26 protein-coding genes are annotated in these 22,434 nt (G+C 55.3%); 12 read left to right on the plus strand and 14 right to left on the minus strand.

The annotated features are described in order from the left end of the window. Positions 1 to 24: 24 nt before the first annotated feature. The 4 genes from EL386_RS12635 to EL386_RS12650 all read right to left on the minus strand — a co-directional run bounded on the left by EL386_RS12635 (position 25) and on the right by EL386_RS12650 (position 4,007). Positions 25 to 1,311: a thioredoxin family protein gene (locus EL386_RS12635; RefSeq protein ID WP_126456595.1), complete on the minus strand. Its 1,287-nt coding sequence runs from the start codon at positions 1,309 to 1,311 to the stop codon at positions 25 to 27. Positions 1,312 to 1,385: 74 nt separating this feature from the next. After that, positions 1,386 to 1,607 (minus strand): RND transporter, encoded by a 222-nt coding sequence (locus EL386_RS12640; protein ID WP_126456596.1) that lies wholly within the window; start codon positions 1,605 to 1,607, stop codon positions 1,386 to 1,388. Positions 1,608 to 1,760: 153 nt separating this feature from the next. Further along, the gene (locus tag EL386_RS12645; RefSeq protein ID WP_126456597.1) at positions 1,761 to 3,662 is read right to left on the minus strand and encodes an ATP-binding cassette domain-containing protein; all 1,902 of its coding nucleotides are present in this window, start codon (positions 3,660 to 3,662) and stop codon (positions 1,761 to 1,763) included. Between the two features lie 48 nt (positions 3,663 to 3,710). Further along, positions 3,711 to 4,007 carry a DUF3175 domain-containing protein gene (locus EL386_RS12650; RefSeq protein WP_126456598.1) on the minus strand — a complete coding sequence of 99 codons (297 nt, stop codon included), beginning with the start codon at positions 4,005 to 4,007 and terminating at the stop codon, positions 3,711 to 3,713. 146 nt (positions 4,008 to 4,153) lie between these two features. Here EL386_RS12650 and EL386_RS12655 point away from each other — a divergent pair, with 146 nt between their 5' ends. The 5 genes from EL386_RS12655 (at position 4,154) to EL386_RS12675 (ending at position 9,590) form a co-directional block, all read left to right on the plus strand. Beyond that, positions 4,154 to 5,203 carry a class I fructose-bisphosphate aldolase gene (locus EL386_RS12655; RefSeq protein WP_126456599.1) on the plus strand — a complete coding sequence of 350 codons (1,050 nt, stop codon included), beginning with the start codon at positions 4,154 to 4,156 and terminating at the stop codon, positions 5,201 to 5,203. Positions 5,204 to 5,252: 49 nt separating this feature from the next. After that, positions 5,253 to 5,459 carry a dodecin gene (locus EL386_RS12660; RefSeq protein WP_126456600.1) on the plus strand — a complete coding sequence of 69 codons (207 nt, stop codon included), beginning with the start codon at positions 5,253 to 5,255 and terminating at the stop codon, positions 5,457 to 5,459. 226 nt (positions 5,460 to 5,685) lie between these two features. After that, entirely contained in the window at positions 5,686 to 7,407 is a 1,722-nt protein-coding gene (locus EL386_RS12665) for an ATP-binding protein (RefSeq protein WP_126456601.1), read from the plus strand. A 464-nt stretch (positions 7,408 to 7,871) separates the two neighbouring features. After that, positions 7,872 to 8,717, plus strand: a complete 846-nt coding sequence (locus EL386_RS12670; RefSeq protein WP_126456602.1) for a hypothetical protein — start codon at positions 7,872 to 7,874, stop codon at positions 8,715 to 8,717. Between the two features lie 180 nt (positions 8,718 to 8,897). Then, entirely contained in the window at positions 8,898 to 9,590 is a 693-nt protein-coding gene (locus EL386_RS12675) for a methyltransferase family protein (protein WP_172597726.1), read from the plus strand. Positions 9,591 to 9,693: 103 nt separating this feature from the next. Here the strand turns inward: EL386_RS12675 and EL386_RS12680 are convergent, their stop codons facing one another. The 3 genes from EL386_RS12680 to EL386_RS12690 form a co-directional block, all read right to left on the minus strand. Beyond that, positions 9,694 to 12,144, minus strand: coding sequence for a spermine/spermidine synthase domain-containing protein (locus EL386_RS12680; protein WP_126456604.1), 2,451 nt, complete (start codon positions 12,142 to 12,144; stop codon positions 9,694 to 9,696). A 68-nt stretch (positions 12,145 to 12,212) separates the two neighbouring features. After that, positions 12,213 to 12,902 (minus strand): protein-L-isoaspartate(D-aspartate) O-methyltransferase, encoded by a 690-nt coding sequence (locus tag EL386_RS12685; protein WP_197722230.1) that lies wholly within the window; start codon positions 12,900 to 12,902, stop codon positions 12,213 to 12,215. 111 nt (positions 12,903 to 13,013) lie between these two features. Continuing rightward, entirely contained in the window at positions 13,014 to 14,339 is a 1,326-nt protein-coding gene (locus tag EL386_RS12690; RefSeq protein ID WP_197722089.1) for a PQQ-dependent sugar dehydrogenase, read from the minus strand. A gap of 24 nt (positions 14,340 to 14,363) precedes the next feature. On the opposite strand from EL386_RS12690, the gene EL386_RS12695 reads away from it, so the two are divergent. From EL386_RS12695 to EL386_RS12720, 6 genes are all read left to right on the plus strand, one after another. After that, positions 14,364 to 14,609 carry a TIGR02647 family protein gene (locus tag EL386_RS12695; RefSeq protein WP_126456606.1) on the plus strand — a complete coding sequence of 82 codons (246 nt, stop codon included), beginning with the start codon at positions 14,364 to 14,366 and terminating at the stop codon, positions 14,607 to 14,609. A 14-nt stretch (positions 14,610 to 14,623) separates the two neighbouring features. After that, positions 14,624 to 14,905: a pyrimidine/purine nucleoside phosphorylase gene (ppnP, locus tag EL386_RS12700; RefSeq protein ID WP_126456607.1), complete on the plus strand. Its 282-nt coding sequence runs from the start codon at positions 14,624 to 14,626 to the stop codon at positions 14,903 to 14,905. Between the two features lie 27 nt (positions 14,906 to 14,932). After that, a complete protein-coding gene (locus EL386_RS12705) occupies positions 14,933 to 15,289 on the plus strand; it encodes a HopJ type III effector protein (protein WP_126456608.1) in 357 nt (118 codons plus the stop codon). Next, a complete protein-coding gene (locus EL386_RS12710) occupies positions 15,213 to 15,974 on the plus strand; it encodes a hypothetical protein (protein ID WP_126456609.1) in 762 nt (253 codons plus the stop codon). Before EL386_RS12705 ends, EL386_RS12710 begins: the two co-directional genes overlap by 77 nt. Positions 15,975 to 16,067: 93 nt before the next feature. Then, the gene (locus EL386_RS12715) at positions 16,068 to 16,418 is read left to right on the plus strand and encodes a hypothetical protein (RefSeq protein WP_126456610.1); all 351 of its coding nucleotides are present in this window, start codon (positions 16,068 to 16,070) and stop codon (positions 16,416 to 16,418) included. 40 nt (positions 16,419 to 16,458) lie between these two features. Continuing rightward, positions 16,459 to 17,028, plus strand: a complete 570-nt coding sequence (locus EL386_RS12720; protein ID WP_197722090.1) for a GNAT family N-acetyltransferase — start codon at positions 16,459 to 16,461, stop codon at positions 17,026 to 17,028. Here the strand turns inward: EL386_RS12720 and EL386_RS12725 are convergent. Together EL386_RS12725 and EL386_RS12730 are read right to left on the minus strand one after the other, a co-directional pair. Beyond that, positions 17,014 to 18,300, minus strand: a complete 1,287-nt coding sequence (locus EL386_RS12725) for a TlpA disulfide reductase family protein (RefSeq protein ID WP_126456611.1) — start codon at positions 18,298 to 18,300, stop codon at positions 17,014 to 17,016. The genes EL386_RS12720 and EL386_RS12725 overlap by 15 nt on opposite strands. A gap of 150 nt (positions 18,301 to 18,450) precedes the next feature. Beyond that, positions 18,451 to 19,074: a DsbA family protein gene (locus EL386_RS12730; RefSeq protein WP_126456612.1), complete on the minus strand. Its 624-nt coding sequence runs from the start codon at positions 19,072 to 19,074 to the stop codon at positions 18,451 to 18,453. Positions 19,075 to 19,164: 90 nt separating this feature from the next. Between EL386_RS12730 and EL386_RS12735 the strand changes: the two genes are divergently transcribed. Then, positions 19,165 to 19,830 (plus strand): SH3 domain-containing protein, encoded by a 666-nt coding sequence (locus tag EL386_RS12735; RefSeq protein WP_126456613.1) that lies wholly within the window; start codon positions 19,165 to 19,167, stop codon positions 19,828 to 19,830. Here the strand turns inward: EL386_RS12735 and EL386_RS12740 are convergent. The 5 genes from EL386_RS12740 to EL386_RS12760 all read right to left on the minus strand — a co-directional run bounded on the left by EL386_RS12740 (position 19,817) and on the right by EL386_RS12760 (position 22,417). Beyond that, complete coding sequence (locus EL386_RS12740; RefSeq protein ID WP_126456614.1) at positions 19,817 to 20,407, minus strand: transglycosylase SLT domain-containing protein; 591 nt, start codon at positions 20,405 to 20,407, stop codon at positions 19,817 to 19,819. The two genes, EL386_RS12735 and EL386_RS12740, sit on opposite strands and share 14 nt — an antisense overlap. Further along, the gene (locus tag EL386_RS12745; protein WP_126456615.1) at positions 20,407 to 20,637 is read right to left on the minus strand and encodes a DUF350 domain-containing protein; all 231 of its coding nucleotides are present in this window, start codon (positions 20,635 to 20,637) and stop codon (positions 20,407 to 20,409) included. The genes EL386_RS12740 and EL386_RS12745 overlap by 1 nt, the downstream gene beginning before the upstream one ends. A 70-nt stretch (positions 20,638 to 20,707) precedes the next feature. After that, positions 20,708 to 21,076, minus strand: coding sequence for a sirohydrochlorin chelatase (locus EL386_RS12750; protein ID WP_126456616.1), 369 nt, complete (start codon positions 21,074 to 21,076; stop codon positions 20,708 to 20,710). A gap of 16 nt (positions 21,077 to 21,092) precedes the next feature. Then, positions 21,093 to 21,617: a 2-thiouracil desulfurase family protein gene (locus tag EL386_RS12755; RefSeq protein ID WP_126456617.1), complete on the minus strand. Its 525-nt coding sequence runs from the start codon at positions 21,615 to 21,617 to the stop codon at positions 21,093 to 21,095. Between the two features lie 2 nt (positions 21,618 to 21,619). Then, positions 21,620 to 22,417, minus strand: coding sequence for an inositol monophosphatase family protein (locus EL386_RS12760; protein ID WP_126456618.1), 798 nt, complete (start codon positions 22,415 to 22,417; stop codon positions 21,620 to 21,622). Between the last annotated feature and the right edge of the window lie 17 nt (positions 22,418 to 22,434).

Genomic DNA, 22,434 nt, shown 5'->3' on the forward strand with positions numbered 1-22,434 from the left:
GTAAACACCAGCGCGGTTGGCGCGTTATGCACCTTCGGCCTTGTGCCATTTTTCAACATAGATGGCAACAAGGGCGACTCCTACTGCGACAGCCAGGATAACCATGGTGGCCACAATATTCTGCAATAGGCCGGGGTTTATCAATAACACGAGGCCAAGTGTCGCCATCATGCTGCCGGAGATAAGTTTAAGCCTCTTCCCCTCTCGTTCCTGTAGCTTGCGGCCACCCATTGTCCAGGCAAACAACATAACAATCGTCAGTAACGGCACGATATAAATAAGGTTATACAGTGCCAGGTAGGCGTAATACCGGGGCGTGGAGAGATCGCTTAAAGTCAAAATCCGTGTGTACACCATCGGGAAGCCCGCCGTGCACAGAAACTCATAGAGATTCGCAAACACAGCCAGCCCGGTTGTTGCCAGTAACAAGGTGATCAATGAGCGTGTCTGCAACAGCTTACGCATGCGCAGATAGAGTGCCGGTTTGGCACTGTCGGAGATCGTCAATGACACGCCACGTTTAAACCAGATGAAGTCCTTGATATTGATCAGTCCCACGGCCAGCGCGACCATGCCGGCTATGACGGTAATAGCATCGAGGTGACCGATAAGCCGGAACAGATTAAGCCAGGCCGTCATGAACAGGAAATACATAAGGCCCGAGATAGTCACGAACACCCCGCCGACCAGCAGCATCCGCCCACGACTGCCACTGTGCAGCATCATGCCCATCAGGAACATCAAGACAAAAAACGCACAGGGATTAAACGCATCCACAGCGGCGATGAACAGGGTGATCACCGGCAAGCCATCTACGTCGCCCGTGTTCACCCGCCCGAAGAAGGGCAATGTCAGATCAACATGTTTAGACGGTACAGTAGAAAACCCTTTCAGCGAACCTGTTGCCACGATATGCCGGCGACAAGCGGATAACAGCGAACTCAACTGCTGCGGCGTCGCACGCTCATCAAAGCCCGTCAGCATCGTATTGCACAACAGCAAGGCGGGTACCGACTGTGCCTTCTGCCCCAGCTCCCCTGCCATTAACTGGTAACGTATTACATTGTCGGGCTCACCGTCGAGCTGGTAGGCATGCAGTTGTAGATCCGGTTGCGTTGCCGCCAGTTGCTCAATATGCGGCTTCGCCTTGAGGCAATGCGGGCAGTTGCTGGACCAGAAAAAATAAACGTGGATGACGGGAGCAGCATCACTGACCCGCTCAAACCAGACCGGCCCGGACAATGCCTTCTGCGCCGCACCCGTGACCAGGGGCGACAACAACAGCACAATCATCAGCATCAGGTAGCGCATCAGAACGAATCCTTATCGTCTGTTAATAAAACGTGCCCGCTGTCATATAAATGATGGGCTGCAGCCGCTAGCGCTTATTGCTTTACCTGAGCCATGCGCAACAGTTTCAGTATCAATAATACCCATGGTGTACCGTGCATAAACAGGTCAAAAATATCGATCGGCTTGCTCAGTGTGCCGTCGGCGAGCATTTTCAGTTTTTCCCAGACATGCGGCTCGGGCATAAACGGCGCCAGGCCAAGCAACAGTGAAATGACCACCAGGGTCGAGAGCGGGATCTTGTCTAACCATTTCATATAGAAAACCTTTATTTATGATTGCTGATTGTAAAACCAATCATTAATGTTTGTGTCAAGCCGTAGGGTGCGCCCTGCGCACCTTGTATAACTCGAAGATATTTTCAACACTGTCCGGTGCGCAAGGGCCACCTTACGACTGTTGATAACAGATTAATCTTGCAGGGCCTCAAGTGCCTCACTGGCTTCCAGCCATTGTTCTTCCACATCCCGGAGTTGCTGGGTAATCGCGGCCTGTTGTTCCAGCAAAGTTTTTAGCCTGTCCTTGTTGTCGTCACTATACAGGTTGTTGTCGGCGAGTTGTTCCTCGACCCGGGTCTTGTCTGCACCCAGTGTTTCCATTTGCTGCTCAAGTTTTTTTACCTTGTTACGTTGCGGCTGCAACTGTTTACGCCTCTCGGCGGCATCCTGGCGCAATTGTTTTTTATTCATGGCGGTGAGGCCGGGTGTCTTATCATCCTGATTGCCGACGCCCTCACCCTTCTGGCCCTGCTCCCTGACCCATTGCCGATAATCATCCAGGTCACCGTCAAACGGTCTGACCTTGCCGTCGGCGACCAGTAACAGGGTGTCGGCGACCGTGCGCAACAGATGCCTGTCATGCGAGACGATGATCATCGCGCCCTCAAATTCCTGCAGTGCGGCAGTCAGGGCATGGCGCATCTCCAGGTCGAGGTGGTTAGTCGGTTCGTCGAGTAACAACAGGTTCGGCTTCTGGTAGACGATCATTGCCAGCACCAGGCGTGCCTTCTCACCACCGGACAGGGGAGCCACCGGGTCGGTGGCCATATCACCAAAAAAGGCAAAACCACCGAGATAATTGCGCAGGTCTTTTTCCTGGGCCTTCTTATCCAGGCGTTGCAGGTGCAACAGTGGGCTGGCCTCGCCATCAAGTTGTTCTAACTGGTGCTGGGCAAAATAGCCAATATGAATGTCCTTGGCCTCCTTGCGCTTGCCGGATTCCAGCGCGATCTCACCAGCGAGGAGTTTAATCAGGGTCGACTTGCCGGCACCGTTATGCCCGAGCAGGCCGATGCGATCACCTTCGTGGACCTTCATATCTATACCATGGAGGATCGACAGACCACCGTAACCGACACTGGCATGTTCCAGCTCCAACAACTGGTGCGGCAGGACGTCGGGGCGCCGAAAATGGAAATGGAACGGCGAATCGACATGCGCCTGGCTGATCACGGTCATGCGTTCAAGCGCCTTGATACGGCTCTGCGCCTGGCGGGCCTTGGTGGCCTTGGCGCGGAAACGCTCAACAAACTGTTGCATGTGCTTGACCTCGCGTTGCTGCTTTTCATACGCGGACTGCTGACAAGCGAGTTGTTCGGCGCGGCGCACCTCGAAGGCCGAATAATTACCGGTGTGGAGGGTCATTGCGGCCTGCTCGATATGCGCGATGTGCGTGCAGACCCGGTCGAGAAAATCGCGGTCATGTGAGATCAGCAGCAAGGTGCCCGCGTAGGTTCGCAACCAGTCTTCCAGCCAGATCACGGCCTCGAGGTCGAGGTGGTTGGTCGGCTCGTCGAGCAATAACAGGTCGGAACGACACATGAGTGCCTGGGCCAGGTTCAGGCGCATGCGCCAGCCGCCGGAAAAACTCGTGACCAGGGCCTGCTCCTGCACAGAGGTAAAGCCGAGCCCGTGCAGCAGCTTGCCGGCCCGGCTCGGCGCGCTATAACCGTGGATGGCCTCCATCTCGGCATACAGGTGGGCCAGTGCCTGGCCATCGTGTTTTTGCTCGGCCTCGGCGATCGCGGCCTCGATACGCCGCAGTTCGCTATCGCCGTCCATGACGTAATCGATCGCGCTGCGCTCGACCGCCGGGGTCTCCTGCGCAACATGGGCGATCACCGTCGCCGGCGGCATGGCAAACTCGCCGGCATCGGGCTGCAATTCACCGCGGATCAGGGCAAACAGGCTCGACTTGCCGACGCCGTTGGCGCCGGTGACGCCGACCTTCTGCCCGGTATGGATGGTGCAGCTGACGTCATGCAGCAATTCGCGCACGCCGCGGCGCAGGGAGAGTTCGGTGAAGTTCAACATGGGGCGGGAGAATAGCAGTTTTCAGCGACAGGATGGCAGCCGAGGCGCTTAGCCTTTGCCATAGAGTCGGCGCAGGGCATCCTTGGCCTGCTCCAGGACCTGCCTCTGCCCGGCATCGAGATTCTTGCCGGCACGGTTGATATAAAACACCAACATCGACATGGCCGAACGGAACGGCGATACCTTGCGGCGTGTGCTGGCCTCAGCCGAGCGCTTCAGTGAGCGGGCGATCTTGTCCGGGTCCTTCCAGGTAAACACGCCCTCGTCCAGGTCCAGCGCATTGCTCTCGCGGGTGACCTTTGCCGACCATTTGCTGCTTGCCGGTTTCCTTGGGGCCTTTGCCATCTGTCCTGCCTTCCGTTGAGAACGGTTCTCAAAAATAACCCATACCTTCAGTGTAAACCATTCGATCTGAACCGGCAGCGGGAGTAAGCTTGAAAAATGGGCTGTCAGCCTAAAATTGAATACCCAACACGTGAAAGGAGTTCAGCATGACCGACATTCACACCATTCTCGGTAAGGAGGCCGACAGCCTCCTCGGCCACCGCTGCGAGGGGATCCCGAAAGACCGGCTGCATATCCCCGGGCCTGACTACATCGACCGGGTGGTCTGCCACAAGAACCGCAAGCCCGGCGTGTTACGCAACCTCGCCGCCATCTATGGGCATGGGCGCCTCGCGGGCACGGGTTATCTCTCCATCCTGCCCGTTGACCAGGGCGTGGAGCATTCCGCCGGGGCCTCGTTTGCCCCCAACCCCGATTTTTTCGACCCGGGCAACATCGTCAAGCTCGCCATTGAGGGCGGCTGTAATGCGGTCGCCTCGACGCTCGGTGTGCTCAATGCCGTGGCCCGCGACTATGTGCACAAGATCCCGTTCATCATCAAAATCAATCACAATGAACTCCTCACCTACCCGAATATCTATGACCAGACGCTGTTTGCCAGCGTTGAGCAGGCCTTTGACATGGGCGCCGCGGCGGTCGGGGCAACCGTCTATTACGGCTCACCGGAATCACGCCGCCAGATCCAGGAGGTCAGCGAGGCCTTTCAGCATGCGCATGAACTGGGCATGGCCACGGTACTATGGGCCTACCTGCGTAACCCCGCCTTCAAGCAGGGCGACACCGATTACCACGTGGCCGCCGACCTGACCGGGCAGGCCAACCATCTGGCCGCCACCATCGATGCCGACATCATCAAGCAGAAACAGGCGCAGACCAACGGCGGCTACACGGCGCTCAAGTTCGGCAAGACCCATGACAAGGTCTATAGCGAACTGACCAGTGATCACCCCATCGACCTGACCCGTTACCAGGTGGCCAACTGCTACATGGGGCGCACCGGCATGATCAATTCAGGTGGCGCCTCCGGTGCCGATGACCTGCATCAGGCCGTGCGCACGGCCGTAATCAATAAACGCGCAGGTGGCATGGGGCTGATCTCAGGGCGCAAGGCCTTTCAGAAACCCATGCGCGACGGCATCGAGTTGCTGAATGCCATTCAGGATGTGTATTTGGCAAAAGACGTCAGCATCGCCTGATAACACCGGCACGCAACAATAAACAAACCAGACCAGGGAGCAAGAGGTTATGAGTGACCACGTATACAAAATGATCGAAGTTGTCGGCACATCGAAAAAAGGCACCGATGATGCCATCGAGCAGGCGATTGTCAAGGCCGGCGAAAGCCTGCACAACCTGGACTGGTTCGAGGTCCTCGAGACACATGGCCACATCGTCGACGGCAAGATCGCCCACTACCAGGTCAAGGTAAAGATCGGTTTCCGCCTGGACTAAGCCTTTCGGTTTGTTCACCCAACTATAATTGTTCCGGTGTATGCGCGCCGCATGACCAATGGCCATGCGTGTTCCCGGCACTTTCGCGATCACCTAAAGAGGATTGTCTTCGTCGGCTCGCGTATACGCTTATTGCTATACTAATCCCACAAAAACAGAGACAGTATTTTTTCTCTTTTATGTTAATGGCGTATATTAATAACTACGCATCAGGAAGTTAGTGAACATGGATCTTCAGCGCCTGAACAGAAAAATAGCATCACTCATCGCTATGACACTGTTTACCCCCATATTATTTGCCATGCCCGGTGCCTCCGCTGGCGAGACCAAAGCTAATTCAATCGATGCCGCCCGTATAGTCGAGGAGAAGTCGTCTGACGAAACATTATCATTAACGCCACAGCAACGGACATGGCTTAAAGCGCACCCGGTCATTCGGCTCGCCCCCGATATCGCCTGGCCACCGTTTGAATGGGTTAATGACCAGAAGCAATATCAGGGCATTGCGGCAGACTATATGCGGCTCATAGAAAATAAACTGGGGGTCCGCTTTGAGGTGGAGAAAGACAAACCCTGGCCGGACATGATTGAGGCCGTAAAAAAACGCGAACTGGACGTATTTTCCTGTGTTGCGAAAAACCCTCAGCGACTGGAGTACGTAAACTTTACCCGCCCTTATCTTTCATTCCCGATGGTGATGGTCACCTCTGACGAGGTCAACTACATAGATGGTATTAAGTATTTAACGGGCAATCTCGTCGGTGTAGTCAAGGGCTATGCAACACATGAATATCTAAAGGCTAACCACCCCGAGATAGAATTACATCTTGTCAAAACTTCCGAGGAAGGTCTAACAGCGGTATCACAAGGTCAGATAGATGTATTCATCGACAACATTGCGACCGCAAGCACCCTCATGCAAAAAAAAGGCCTGACCAATCTGAAGATATCCGGTGAAATGCCAATCCGCTATGAACTCGGCATGGCAGTGCGCAAGGACTGGCCGGAACTGGTGGAGATATTACAGCATGCCCTCGATTCCATCAGCGATGAAGATCGTAAACAAATTCATAATAAGTGGATTGGCATTCGATACGAGCATGGTTTTGATTATGGCCTGTTCTGGAAAAGTCTGACGGCCTTCATTTTCATTGTTGGTTTCCTGTATTTCTATAACCGCAAGCTGGCGCGGGAAATTAATCAGCGAAAAGTTGCGGAAATGGAGGCAACGCAGGCCCGCGATGAAGCCAACAGGGCCAATCAGGCCAAATCGGAATTCCTCTCTGTGGTGAGTCACGAATTACGCACCCCGCTTACCTCTATTAAGGGTGCGCTGGGCCTGCTGTCGAGCGGCGTAACAATGGAGAATCCCGAATCCGCCCAGAATATGCTGCGTATTGCCTACAACAACAGCGAGCGGCTTAGCCTGCTGGTAGATGACATTCTGGATATTGAGAAGCTGTTGGATGGGAAGATGGTTTTTCAGAAAGATGTCGTAGAAGTGAGCGAACTGATTAGCAAGGCGGTTACGGCCAACCAGGGCTATGCCGATCAGTATGGTGTGCACTTTTCGGTCGAAGAAAATAAATGTGGTGCTTGTACGGTTATTGGCGATGAGAATCGTTTATTGCAGGTCCTTTCCAATCTTATGTCTAATGCCGTCAAGTATTCGCCGGCAGGGGCATGTGTTTTAATTACTACTCAATGCAATGAACATAAAGTACGTGTTGCCGTCACCGATCAGGGAGAAGGCGTCCCCGCAGAATTCCGCGAACATATTTTTACCCGTTTCTCACAGGCGGATGCGTCCAACACTCGCAAGCGAGGCGGCACGGGCCTTGGCCTGGCCATCTCCCGGGAGATTATTCAACGTCATGGTGGCAAAATTGGTTTTGATAGCCCACCCGGTCAAGGGGCAAGTTTTTATTTTGAACTCGATATAAATTAGGCCAAGGTATATAGAGGGGATAAAAACGCTAACGAACCGGCTCAGGCGGACGCTCTCACTTCGTCTTGCTCAGACGAAACAAGCCATGAATGCCGCAAAAAAAACAGGAATAAGAGGGGACAGACCATGTTTCTCTGTAGTTGGTCAGCTGTCGATTTACAACTAAGAAGCAAATGGTCGCGCCTATTGGCCAATCAGCGACATAACCAGGCAAAAATTGGCTAGAATGGAGTAAGCGTAGCGGCAGGAGCCGACCCAAAGTGGACAGCGCACGGGTCGTAACCAATTTCTGATCCATTGAATCCGCAAACCAAAGCAGACATCGATGTGCTGTACTATACTTCCTTCAGATTGCCGGGTACTGTCAGTAATCGGTTGTTTGAAGCATCGCCTGCCAACCGTAGTGCCGTTGGCAAGTACTCGACTCCACACAGTCCCGGAGATCGGGTTTGAAAGGGGGCTACATGCTCAACAAACGATATGCAGGGATGTTCGTCGCGGCGATCATCGTTTTAGTCGTCATATGGGCGCGGCTTTTCCACCCCACATGGGATTACTACCCTCCTGAGCGCCTGCTGAATGCCCTTGAGCGCAGCTGGGCTGTCACTGTCGGTGTTCGACGCTTGTCCATCTTCGTGTACATCGTTGTTGCGCTCGGCATGATGGCCTTGTTCTTCTCGATTATACAGCGCCGCTGGGCGCTTCACGCTGGATTGAAAGGACTGCTGTACGGGATGTCGCTCGGCGTGATTTGGGCGCTTGGGTTTCTCACTGGCTGGGCCTTTCTCGGCACAACCCTTCGCGCCGAGTTTCTGAATATCCTGGTCGATCTCACAGGGTTGACGGCCGCTGGGTGGTTTGTTGGGCTGCTGGTTGGTCAGGATATACCTTCGGCTCCGCATGAAATTTCGAAACCCTGGCTGGCCGTCGTATTCGTAGCGTTGGGATTCGTAGCGGCGCACACTCTCGGATCTATATTGCTTGCCGTTCCGTTCGCTGAGACGGCAGAGATACTGCTACGTCCCGAATCATTGCTGCAGTACGGTTTGCTGCTCGCGCTTGGCGCTTGGGCCGGGCAGATGTTTGTGATGCTGCGCCACACGCTGCCGTTCAAGAACGTTGTGCCGCGCTCGGCGTTTTTCGCTTTTGGCGTGTTCGGGCATAGCTGGATATGGTTCCACGTCTTTTTTGTCCACGATTTTGCCGGCGTCTTCACGACAGCAGTCCTCACCGGCCTGATGGGGTCAGTAGGTGTGTTTGTCGGCACCGTTGTGTACGAATGGACCGCCGGCGATGAACGACCGGTTTGAGAACAAAGATTCTTCTCATCGCAGGGCGACGTATTCTACCGTTAGCTGTGACCGCTTATGGCCGAATGCAGACATGGTTGTTAACGATCCGAACCAGTCGCTCACTCGGTAGTTGGACGAATTTAGCAGAACGGTAGAGAACTGCCGATAAGCCGCATGTTCCTGAAAAGAGTGAAGCCAATGATTACACGGAAAACATGGTCTACGACCCGGTTGCTCATCGCTTCCATAGCAGGGCTCGGGTTTTTCGCTGTGATTGTCTTCTGGCCCGCAGGGAGAATTGACTGGGTAGAAGGCTGGCTCTATTTCGGGATTGTCACGATGTATATGTTTATCAACTTTGTCTATCTTCGGCGTGTAAATCCCGAGGTTATCGAGCATCGGCTCCGATTGGGCAAAGGCACGAAGCTTTGGGATAAGATATGGCTCACTTTCTTCACACCGGTCTTCCTGGCAATCTACGTCATCGCGGGATTCGATACGGTCCGTTTCGAATGGTCAACGATGCCCTTGTGGCTATGGCCCTTGGGGTTGGCGCTCTGGCTACCGGGTACCGCACTGTTTACGTGGTCCATGGGAGTTAATCCCTTCTTTGAGAAAACGGTTCGGATTCAGACAGAACGAGGACACCGTGTAATCGATACCGGTCCGTATAGCTTTGTTCGCCACCCCGGCTATCTGGGACTATTTGGTTGGAGCCTATCCACCCCTCTGCTCCTGGGCTCATGGTGGGCATTTCTTCCAGCCCTGCTGTCCATTGTCAGCCTTGTGATTCGGACCGCGTTGGAAGACCGGACGCTACACGAAGAACTCACCGGTTACCGAGAATATGCAAGCAGAGTTCGCTATAGATTGATCCCGAGTATTTGGTGAACCTGTGTGTTTACCCTGTTTTCCAAGATTCGTTTTCTGCCTGGATTAGTCCTTTCCCGTGGCAACTGACTGGAAATAAACCTGGCCGGGCATATCACTAATACTAACGCAGCCATCGTTGTGCGCTTATCGCGGCCAGACCATACAGGGCGAGTGCTGCGAGAATTACAAACGTGAAGCCGAAATGGATCGCGAGCAGGCTTGCGAGTACCGCGCTGAGCACCGAGGCGCAACCATTTACCCCCCATACCCATGGCACCAGCCCGGGGCCTGTCTCGGCAAGTCGGGAAAGCCCCAGCGGGAACGGCATGCCCATACAGAAGGCCAGCGGTGCAATCAACAAAACAGACACAATGACTTTTATCATTGTTGGTTGTGCAATGAATAATGAAAATAACGGCCCGAGCAGGAACAGATAGGCAACCGCCATGGCCACTATCATCGCTACTGACCACCCCACCCCCCTGGCGTGACGGCCGGTGGCGGCAAAACGACCTGACCACGCACTGCCCAGGCCGGCGAAGACGAGGAAGGCCGCCAGTACCACGGTCACGGCAAAGATCGGGTGATGCAGGAATAGAATGAATTTCTGTATATAGGCGATCTCGATGAACAGGAAGGCCAGGCCAAGCGCAAGAAAATAGGTGAAGGCTCGCAACCTCAAGGCAGTGCCGGCAGGTGGCCCAACGCCCCGGTGATAGAAAACCAGTGGTAATAACACCAGCACAATACTGGCCAGCAAGGCCTGCAACAAGGTGGCAACGAGTATCAGGTAACCCCACTCGAGCAGCGGCATGCCCCCCTGCCCTGTCAGCGACCAGATCTCGGGCAACACGGCCCATTTAAAGAACTGGAAGAAGTACGGCCGGTCATCGGTGGCGGGTTCGAGGTTGAACTTGTAGGCCTGCATAAAGTCTTCACGCCCCTCACCAAGCATGGCGGTGGCGCCAATATGAAACCAGGCCTTTGCCAGTACGTTATAACGATTTGCCTCCCCGGCGGTCATGCCCGGGTAATAGGCCACATCAAAAGAACGTTGCCGGCAAAACGCCCGCAGCATGGTCAACTCGTTCGCCGTGAAGGGCATTTTCTTGATCAACAACGTACTGGTCTGCAGGCTGCGTATTAATACGAGGTGTTGTTCAGGGTTCTTGATACCATCGCGCCGCAGTGCATCAATGGCGGTCGCAAACAGTCGCAGGGTGTCGCGCGGCGGCAGCTTTATCCAGCGGCTGATACCTAGATAACCATCCGGCTTCAGGCGGGCCAGGTAGGTCTGCAAGGCCTCGACGGTGTACAGGTAACTTTCACTCAGCGCATACAGCCCGGCAGATGAGGCACTGAACGAGTCCACCATGGCCAACTGCACAAGGTCATAATAGGCCTCGTCACCGGCAACAAAACCGCGCGCCTCTTCTGCAAATACCTTAATGGTCATGTCATCATAAAGCTGCCCGGAAAAGTCGCGGTAATTGTCACGCAACAGGTCGATGATCTGCCTGTTGAGTTCCACCGCGCTGATGTGTGTCACGCCATGATAACGGGCCTGCAGAACTTCCGCGCCACCACCCGCGCCGAGCACCAGCACATCGTCCATGTTTGATAGATGGTAGGGCAGTGACGAGGTCAGTTGCCCAAGGTAGGCCAGTGCCTGCCGTTCACCGCTGTCGCGCGTGATCGCGGTCATGGCATCGGCATCGATAAATACCCCGACCTGTTCAGGGGGTTCGGCATGTGCATTCAGGCTCAGACCGGGTGCCTGTCGAAACGGCACCACAGGGTTCTCCACCACCGTGACCAGGCCCAGTGGACTGGAACGCTGCTTAACCACGGTTGCTCCGCTTACCCTTAATGCCTGGGGCAGGCCCTTGTAAGGTGATATTTCCGGTTCGGTCCATGAGCCTGGCAAGAAAAACGGCACGATGATTCCGGCCAGAAAAATCGCCAGCAGCGGACGAAATATTCCAGGGCTATTCCGGTATAACTCCCAGCTTGCCAGCGCCGCGGCGAGCATGGCCAACGCCATTATATATGCCGGGATCTCGCCGGGGAGTACGGCAAACAACAGGATGATGATAACCAGGCTGCCAAACCCTGCACCGATAAGGTCGGCGGCATAGATGCGCGACATGTCACCCCGGTAGCGGATAAAGCTCAGGCCAATGGCATTGGCGGCAAAAAAGAATGGCAATGCGAGCAGGACATAGATGCCCACCAGCCTGGCGGCTTGCCGTGGGTCCCAAAGGATCTCTTCGGCATTGAAGGGTATGTACTGGGCAGCCAGGTAACAGGCATAGGCCGACAGGCCAAACAATACTATGTTGCCAAGATAGACGCGCTCATAACGTGGCAACAATCGGTTCCTGAACAAGGTGAGAAAGGTGCCGCTCGCGCCATAGCCCAGCAGCGCCAGGCTGATAATCATGTAGGCAAAATGATGCCACTGGATGATCGAAAATACACGCATGAGGAGGATCTCATACGCCAGCGCAGTCATCGAGATCACGGCGATGGAACACCATGGCGGCTGTGCATGCTGCGCTGTTGTTGTCATGCTCTGCTTCCCCCGGAGACTACTCCAGGAATAATTACTCCGTGTTGGGTAACTACAGATGGCACAAATCAGTCGTGCTTACCCGTGAGCGGTACAAACCTTACCGGCAGGATCTGGCGGGTTGTGACTTCTCCATGTTCGTCCTTTACTACCAGCACCAGCTGTTGTGTCATGAACCGGCTACCTACCGGTATCACCATGCGACCGCCCGGCTTGAGTTGCTTGATCAGCGGTGGCGGAATATGACCGGCGGCGGCCGTCACAACAATGACATCAAAGGGCGCCTGCTCCGGCCAGCCATAGTAGCCATCCCCGCTGCGGGTATGGACGTTCGTGCAGCCTTGTTGTTCGAGTACCGCAGCGGCCTGTTCGGCAAGTTCATCGATGATCTCAATGCTGTACACCTTGTCGACCAGTTCCGCCAGGATTGCCGCCTGATAGCCCGAGCCGGTACCCACCTCCAATGCCTTGTCAGTGGGTGCCGTCGACAGGAGATCGGTCATCAGTGCGACAATATAGGGTTGCGAGATGGTCTGGCCATGGCCGATGGGCAGGGGGCGGTTCTCGTAGCTGTAGTAGCGATATTCTTCCGGCACAAAGGCGTGGCGTGCCACCTTGCCCATGGCCTGCATAACGGCGGGGTCAAAACTGCTCTTGCCTATATATATCTCTGTCTCGCGGACGTCCTGTTCTATCGCCTTGAGTAGCCTCTGACGTTCCCGGTCATAATCAATATCGGCAGATACCAGTGCCGACATGAACAGGCCCAGCAGGGCCAGCCCCGGTACAAATAGTTTTGTCAGACTATGGGCATGCATCACACAAGTCCTTTTCCCTGAACAACGGACACGGCCAGAGGACAGCCTGCCTCAGTTCATTTTGGTCAGACGGAACAAGCCATTAATACCACTATCACTGCTAAAGTAAAGGGCGCCATCGGGGCCAAACGCGACGCCGACGGGGCGCGCCCAGCGTGCACCACTCTCAAACTGGAAGCCGGTCACCAGGTCATCGACTCCCTGTACCTCACCGCCCCTGAAGCGTACGGCGACGAGCTTCGGCTCCCGCCGTGTTGCCGGGTTACCGAAGGCGTCACCGCGTGGTTGTGTCCCCCACGAGCCCTTCAGGGCCACGATCGCGTCATGCTCGAGTGCCTGGATAAAATGCCCCTTCGGCACAAAAGCCACCGCCATGGGTGCATTACGAGCCGGGAAGCTTGCCGCCGGCAGGCTGACCGCCGTCATCGGTCGAGGTGGTTTGCCGTTGATGCAGTCGTCACGTTGTAACCGTTTACCGTCATATTGAAACCACGGCATGCCATGAAAGGAACCCGGGGTCAGGCGGGCAAAATACTCCGGTGGCAATTCGAAACCCCAATGGTCCGGACCATTATTGCTCGCATACATGATCCCACTGCCTGGGTGCCAGTCAAATCCCACCGGGTTACGCAGGCCGCTGGCAAAGACCTGCCATATTGGCCTATCGCCGCTTTCATCCAGCACCAGTACCCCGCCACGCCGGTCCTCTATATCGTAACCATCACCCAGGTATTGGTCGCTGCAATTACCGCTGATACCGAGGCTGACATAGACTCGCCCGTCCGGGCCGATGCGTAAGCTACGGCTGTTATGCCCACCACCTCCCGGCAGGGGGGCCAACAGGCTCAGTGCCTCAGGCGCCAGCGTCTTCTGCCCGGGCTGGTAGCTGGCACGGTAGACACCGGCCGTCTGCGCAATGAGGATCTCACCATCGCGGAAGGCAACACTGTGCGGGTAGTCATCCAGTTCAACCAGTATCTCGGGCTGACGGTAAGGGGGTGGTAGGCGGTAGACATGACCGGAGTGTGACCCCATGAACAGGTCACCATTGGCGGCAAAGCTGATCAGCCGGGGTCCGTCCAACTCGTCCGTCAGCAGCTCCAGATGGTAGCCCTGCGGCAAACGGACAACAACCGTTTCGCCATTCAGGCTTATGCCCTGCTGCCGGTACTCAAGCCGCTCGCTTGCCGCCATGGCCTCAGCCGGAACCACGAAAAACAGGAAAAAAACGAGTATTTTCTTCATGTGACGCATCGCTCCATCATGCTCAAACCGGGTCTTGTTCAAGAATAAGACGATCGGCGGGCAATGTCGCGCATAATATTTCCGGCAGGCGATTAGTCCTTGCTCGGTAATACTTATATAATCAGCGGCCATAGCAAACCGTCCCGAGGAAAGACCATGCCCTTTAGTCCCGACCTGGTAGAAGAACTCAATGTTCTAGCCCGTTATAACCTGACCACCACCCAGGAGGGCATCAAGGTACACAAGACCGCCGACCCGGCCATGGTCGACACCATCAAGCGCATGTACGAAAAGGGGCTACTGTCACAGGCCGACGGCGGTTACCTGACCGACCTCGGACGTGAGGCGGCCGAGCATGCGCAGATCGCCCTGACCATCCTCGCCTCGAGCGCACATCATTAATAACAGGGATCAGCATGTTTGACGTAAACGACTATTTTGATGGCAAGGTCAAATCCCTCGCCTTTACTGCCGAAGGTGGCAAGGCCACCGTTGGCGTCATGGCCGCAGGTGAATACGAGTTTGGCACCAACTGTATAGAACACATGACTTTGATCAGCGGGCAGATGGCAGTAAAGCTGCCCGGTGAAGATGCTTTTCGTGATATTGCCGTGAACGAGACCTTCATCGTCGAGGCTAATGTAAAGTTTCAGGTCAGGATCGGCGAAGACAGCGCTTACCTGTGTCTGTATAAATAGATCATCCATAACACCAGGGTTTTACCTATGCCTGTCAATACACTGATTGAAAAAATCCGTACTAGCCCTGACAGCGTTGAGTTTAACGAGGTCATCGACTGTATCACCGAATATTATGATTACACCCGGAGCCGTTTCACAAACGGTGCCGCCGAAGACATGGTAGTTAACGAGGCCGGCGCGAACGAGGGTTCCTGCAAGATCTTTGCCTTCGCAAGGCTAAATGACCTCAATGAACAGGAGACGTTGACCTGCTTCGGCAGATATTACCGGGAAGATGTACTGGCAAATCCCGGTGGCGAGGACCATGCCAACATCCGCACCTTCATGCGTCACGGTTGGGCCGGCATTCAGTTTGACCACCCTGCACTGGCAGGCAGGTAAGCGACTAACACCGATGGCAACCCGGGGCGGCATGATCATCCTGCTTTTCGCCCTGCTGTCATCACTATCAGCCGACGAGTCCATGACGCCGGGGCAACTCGAGGAGTGGTTTAACCGTGACGATGAAACCTCAAGCGCAGAGGTCAACGAGGGTACGCTGCAATTCATTGCCCCGCCGGAAAAGGCCGTCCTGCACTCCGTTAATACCCTGACCATTGACGAAAACAGTATTGATAACGGCTGGGTGGACCTCGCACAGTGTTACCGACACCTCGACGCGGTGGCCGTGGCAGAGGTGGTCTATCGCTACCGGCAGATGCGCGGGCTGCGGATAACGTCTACGCACAATATTGGCTCGGCGCAGCGGCAGGGACAGTCTATCCAGCTCAAGGATGTGCTCAGGGGTGCAGAATTATGCATACGGGCCGAGGTGAGGATTTTCTACCAGAACCCTGATCGGACCTACAGCCTGGTCAATGGCCCCTTCCACCGCCGGTTTCTCGATGGCTACTACCCTTACCATGTCACGCTGACGATTCATTATCCGGGGCAACGACTGACGGTCGAGAAAACAAACCCCACCATGCAGCTGGGGTTCGAGGTCAAACAGCTTGCCAGTAGTTTGACTATAGACAGCCACTTTGAGGGGGTGCTGAATACGGAAATTATCTTCCGGGAAAAATAAGGCACCTGTTTCTTAACAGACCCTTTCCTTCCCGTGTTGTATAGTACTGGACAGAAGTCCGGTAAACCAAAAGACTAACAGGAGAAGCACATCATGAAACCTATCCTTATGGTTGAATTCAGTGCCAAGGTTGGCGGAGTTGAGTCCAGGGAGGAGAGCGTGCCATTGCATAGCCCGGAGGAGCTGTTTGCCTTCGTTGCCCCCGGTGGTGGCTGCGAATTAATACCTAATGAGGTAGGCGAGATCAAGATGGTCTTCCTGCCGCCCGCACACCCGAACACACAAAATCCGATCGCGGACGAACCGGCCACCCTGCAGCTGGGCATGGTGTTTTTCAGCGGGCCGCTGTCGGAAATCGCGCAAACCGCGACAGAGATCCTCGACAAGGCCGGGCGTGGCGAACTCTCAAGTTCCTTCCTCAAGGTTATTGGCGCACCGGCCTGAGTCGCCAGTCCTTTTATTGCCACAGTGTATTCAGACCGGCATGACGCCGGCCATTATGGTCTGTATCATAATTGACACCATGTCAGACCTGTATTTTCGAATAGCCAAAACCAGCGATGCTTCACTGATTGCAACACTGGTAAACAGCGCCTATCGTGGCGATAGCAGCCGACTAGGCTGGACCACCGAGGCAGACCTGTTGGGCGGGCAGCGCACGGACCCGCAGGCCATCGGCGATATCCTCGGCAGCGACAATAACGTCATCCTGCTCTGTTATCGACAGCAGCAGGCTATCGGTACGACGCACCTGCGACGTGATGCAGGCACCTGCCATTTTGGCATGTTTACCGTTCAGCCCGGCTTGCAAGGCCAGGGTATCGGCAAACAATTTATTGCCCATGCCGAACAATACGCTCGCGATACATGGGGCTGTGCCACGATGAGTATGACCGTCATCACGCTGCGACAGGAATTACTCCGATGGTATGAGCGCCGTGGTTATATCAATAGCGGTGAACACGCCGAGTTCCCCTATGGAGATGAACGCTTCGGACTCCCGCGCCGTGATGACCTGCAACTGACCATCCTCAAAAAATCACTTATCAAGTAAGCTGTTGAAGGTGTTAATCACCTCCGGGCTATCCCAGAGGATGCCACCATTAACGCCGTAGAGGATAGTGCCATCGGGGCCGATAACAAAGGTTGAGGGAAATACCAGCACGCCCCAGCTCGCGGCGAGCTTGCCATCACTGTCCAGTAATACAGGGAAATCAACGTTTACCTGCTGCAGGAATTTTTTAATACTCTGTTTGTCTTCGGCGTAATCAATCGAGATCAACTCAAAGGGCTTACCGCGCATGGCCTGACGCAGGCGATTCAGCGAAGGGATCTCCTCCACGCAGGGCGGACACCAGGTCGCCCAGAAATTCACCACGGTGACCTTGCCCCTGTAATCATCGCGGACAAAACGTCGCCCATTGACATCCGGCAGATCGAGCCGCTGTGGTAGCCGCTTACCTATATAAGGTTTGAGGCTGCTGTCCAGGCCATGCTGTTGCACCGGCAGACTCTCCGGCAGCGCGACCACTGTTAATGGTGTGGGCGTTTGTTGTAATAAGCTAATGACATCAGGCAACTCATCCACCAACTGTGTAAATATTTTTGCAGCCGCCTCACTGGTGTCGCCCTCATAAAAAACCCCGGTGACACCCGCTAACACCTTCAGATACACGGCGGCCCCACCCTCTTGCAGCGATGTAAGCACATGGCTTAGCTGCCAGCGATTACCGCGATTGCCGGCCTGGTATAACATGATGGGGATATTACTCGCCGCTATCTCCGGCACATAAACCGGCTCAAGCCCGAGCGCGGGTACCGTGGCATACAGCTCCGGTGAAAAGAGTATGGCACCGTTCAGGTAGGCATCACGCTGCCCCTTGATGGCCTGGTTTATCTGCCATTGCCGTGCCCCACGCAACACCGGGATGGCGGCATAAGACCGCGCCACCAGGGTAATACGTTTACCGGTCTGTGCCCGGGCCTGCTCGATCAGGCCGGCAACATATTTGCCACTCAGGCCGCGTAAGGTCGAGGTGCTCCTCGGTAAAAACAGGCTGCTTGCGAGGTCGACACGCCAGACCTCAATGCCCCGCTGTGCCAGTTGTCCCGCCATTTCCAGGGCGCGTGTCTCGGAATCAAATCCCGGTGTTATCCAGAGGAGCAACTGCTCGCCGCTGGCCGGAAAACGGGTAACCGTCAGTTCCTGATCCAGTACCGGCACCTCAATAGAATCAGGTTCCAGCGCTTGTACCGACAAGCCTGTCGTCAATAACAACAGGGCACACATGCAGAAGATATGTTTTAGAAGCCTATTCGGCATCATCAAGGACCGTCCGGGAATAATGCCATCATATGGCAGAGTATAAAACAAACAAGGTGCAGACTTATCTGGAAATGCCCTCAGTAATGGCCCTGTGCGAGACAGGGGCTGGAGATATTATTGCTGACCTTTACCCGTTGACACCCAGGGCCTCTATTTCGCGGGTGTCAGCGCAGCCTCGATCACCTCTAACATGGGTCTGTAATCATTATACTCTACCGGGACCCGCCATTCGCTCTCGCCGTTTTTGAGTACGAGTGAAGGATAACTTTCGACTAGCAGCTCACCGGCCAGGGTCATCTCTGCCTCCAGGGCTTTACGGGTCTGGTCTGAATGCAAATCGGCGCGAAACTGTTCAATATCCAGAGACAGTTCTGTCGCCAGTTCCAGCAGGGTACTGTCATCCGAGGGGTTACGCGCCTGTTGATAATATGCCGCCTGAATGGCCCTGTTCATATCCTCATCGCGTCCCTGCCGGCGTGCTGCCAGCACCGCACGGCAGGCCGGGTAGGTAGCGCGGCGCGGCTGGCATTTTTCCCAGAACTCAAAATTGAATTTAATGCCCGGGATCACCGCCTCGATACGTCGCCAGCTGCCCTGAACCATGGCGCGGGTTTCCTCGTCCATCGGCTCATCCGTGTCGGCGGCCAGCCCGCCGAGCAGGCGCTGAAATGCGATGTCTTCGGGCAGGGCCGCGATCAGCGCCTCGAGTGTCGAGGTAAACCCCCAGCACCAGCTGCACATTGGGTCGTGTACATAATAAAGGATGGGCTTCATACTTGTGTAAATCCGGCCGATAAGAGCTTTAATAGTTTACTTCCTTAGGCTAGCCTTTATTGACTCCCCCGGCAAACAAGGACAACGTCTATGCGTTTTGTCAGTGTCTTATTGCTCTTGCTGCTCTTCGCCCCCTTACAGGCCGAAGAGCATAGCCAGCGGGCCTCAGCCGCCATGCGCGCGGGCAACTACGCCATTGCCTACTGCATCTGGCAACCACTGGCCGATGCCGGCGATGCCGATGCCCAGTACAACATTGGCTGGCTATATCACAATGGCTACGGTCTGGCCGTCGATGACCGACAGGCCCTGTACTGGTGGCAACAGGCCGCTACGCAAAAGCATAATGATGCCCGGCTGGCCCTCGCCGCACTTTATACCCATGGTGGTATCGGCGTTGCCGCCGCGATCGACAAAGCCATACCCTTATATATAGATAGCCTGACTTCAGGTGATGAAGAGGTACGACTGATCCTGCGCAACCTGTTACTGACGGATAAAAAATCTCGCCAGCTACTCGCCGGCCATTTGAAAATATCTGACTGGCGACAACTGGGGGATATCCGCACAGTCAAAAGCAAGCGTGCCAATATCCGCCAAGGACCCAGTCTGGGGAGTGCCGTCATCCATGTGCTTGATCAAGGGGACTCGTTGCTGGCGCTGTCGCGTCAGGGGCGCTGGCTGCAGGTCGTGGTCACGCAAACGGGTCTTGGCGGCTGGGTGCATGCCTCGCTACTTGCGCCTAGTTCGCCGTGAATCGTTGTTTCTGCCAGCGTGGTGGCAGACGTTCCTCGGCATCCTTAAGTTCACGGATGCGGCTGACATAATTCTGCGTCTCGAGCGGAATATAAGGTTCGATATGCTGCCAACTGGAGACTGGCCCGGGCGCACGTTTATAGTCACGCCGTATACGGCCATAGCCGGCGTTATAACTGGCAAAGGCCAGGTACAGACGCTCTTGTTCGGGTAAGTCCTGCCAACGACGGTACAACTCACGATCATAAAAAATACCCGCAGCGATATTCCAGCGCGGTGACTGAATATCCTTGAAGTAGGGGTTTTTTTCCTTGATCTCGGCATAGGTCGAAGGCAGGATTTGCATCAGACCGACCGCGCCGCGGTGACTCTCTGCCGTCGCCTTCAAATGCGATTCGGCAATCCCCTGGGCCTTGAACCAGTGCCAGTCATAAAACGGACCGAAGTAACGCTTAGTGTATTTCTTGAAATGATGATCATATTGCCGGGACCACGTATCAGAGTCGACGCGCTGCTCGGCCGCCCAGCCAGTGTGGCTGAACAACCAGCCTGTCAGCACCAGGCAAGTCAGTCGCATTAATTCAGGCCCAGGCCAATCACCAGCCCCAGTGCGATACCGATGCCGATGAAGATCCCCATGATCATCAGGCCCACGGCGATATTTCCCTTCGCCAGCTCTTCACTGATATTGAAACACACCAGGTGATTGAATAGCTTGCAGCCCAACCACATAAAGAACAGCGTTAAAGCGCCGCCGAGTATGGCATAGACAAAATTCAGGACTATCGGGTCCAGCGATTCGAGCATGGTGTTCTCCCGGTTAAAGACTCATGTCTTCTTCAGGATAGCAGGAAGCATGGATTTGTAACGGGGCAATCTACTTTTGCAGCGTACTCGCGGCGATCAGGGCCGGCAGCTCAGTCGCCATACCCAGATGCGGCGCAATGCTGACGCGAACGGCGGGATACTTTTCCTGCACCGGGCCGATCTCGGCCGGGATATCCTCGACCACGTGGCGACCGGCCGCGAGGAAATACGGGAACACCAGAACCTCGCTGGCACCTCGCTGGATGCAGGCCTCAAGCCCTGCGGGGATGGAAGGTTCGGCCAGTTCGAGAAAGGCCGTCGTCACCTCGTCGACGGCCAGATCCTGCATAGAACGGATCTGTTCCGCCAGCTTTCTGACCTCTTCATTCGAAGACTCACGGCGACTGCCATGGGCAACTATTAATAAACTCTTCATCATTATACTCCGTGACAGGTTAGGCCTGTCTTGCCTGGCGGTAATGCAACACCCGCGAAATAAAATCGGTTCGTGCCGCTTCTTCCAGCAAGGCCTCTTCAGTACTCCATGGCAGGTCCGGCAACAGCGCCTGTATTGCCTGTGCAAACAGCCCGCTCGCGGATGCCGATTCAATGCTGCCATCTTCCCGATAGACGGGTACATCGGCGACGCCACAACTGGGCGAACGCGATTTGAAGATGTAGCCGCTCAGCATAGCCAGTTGTGGCGACACCTCTTGCACATAAGCCAGTATGTCACGAGTAACATCCTGTTGCGGCGCCTCCACGCCACGTAACCGGACCCCACCCGCGATGGACACGAGCCGGATCGGTGGGCGTGGCACACCCAGGCCAATAGCCATCTCGGGGCAAAAGGCAATCAATGCAAACTGCCCCGCGAATGCGTCGGCAATATGTTGACAATACTTATCGCTGCCATCGTAACGCACCTTGTTGCCCAACAGGCAACTACTGATACCGATCTGTGTCTTCGTTTGCCCCATGCTTAATGTCTGATATCAATTCCCAGCCACTGCGTCCATTCCCTGAACAGCGGCAGGTCGACGGCCCCCACCGAGGAGCGCGCCCGCAGGGCGTTCACAAATAGCGGCTCACCCTCGAGCGTACAGGAATGGCCGCCAGCCATAGTAAAGATGAAGTTACCCGCCGAGTAATCCCAGATATTCGATCTACCGTGCAGATAAACATGGCTGCGCCCCGTCGTCAGCCAGCACCAGTCCAAGGCCACCGAACCGAAGCTGCGTTGCGAGGCATAGGGCGGCTCACTGACCAGGCGTACCGCCAGTTCCGGGGCAAGGCGCTTGAAATCGATGATCGCCGTGGTATGCCGCAAATCCAGACCACTGGCGGGCACCTGCAGGGGTACTCCGTTCAATGTTGCACCACTTTCCTTGCTGGCGGCAAAACATTCATCGCGTAGCGGGTCATAGACAATACCGAGTACCACCTCACCCTTTTCCAGCAGCGACAGTGATACGGCAAAGTAAGGGATACCGGCGGCAAAGTTACTCGTGCCATCAAGGGGGTCCAGGCACCAGATCGGCTGCGCTGAGTCCAGCAGACCGGCCTGCTGTTCTGCCGTCATTTCCTCACCGAGAAAGACCGTCTCCGGCCAGTGTTGCCGCAATTCCGCGGCGATGCGCTGTTGCACGGCGAGGTCGGCCTCAGTGAGGAAACTGCCATCGGCCTTGTGTTCACGCGCCACCCGGGCAAAACGCGGCAATAGTTCCTCGCTGGCCGCCCGCACGATAATGGCCTGTAACAATTGTAGATCATAGTGCATGCAAAATACCTGAAGCG

Origin of the sequence: Sulfuriflexus mobilis, assembly GCF_003967195.1 — a bacterium.
In the GTDB taxonomy this organism is placed as follows: Bacteria; Pseudomonadota; Gammaproteobacteria; order AKS1; family AKS1; genus Sulfuriflexus; species Sulfuriflexus mobilis.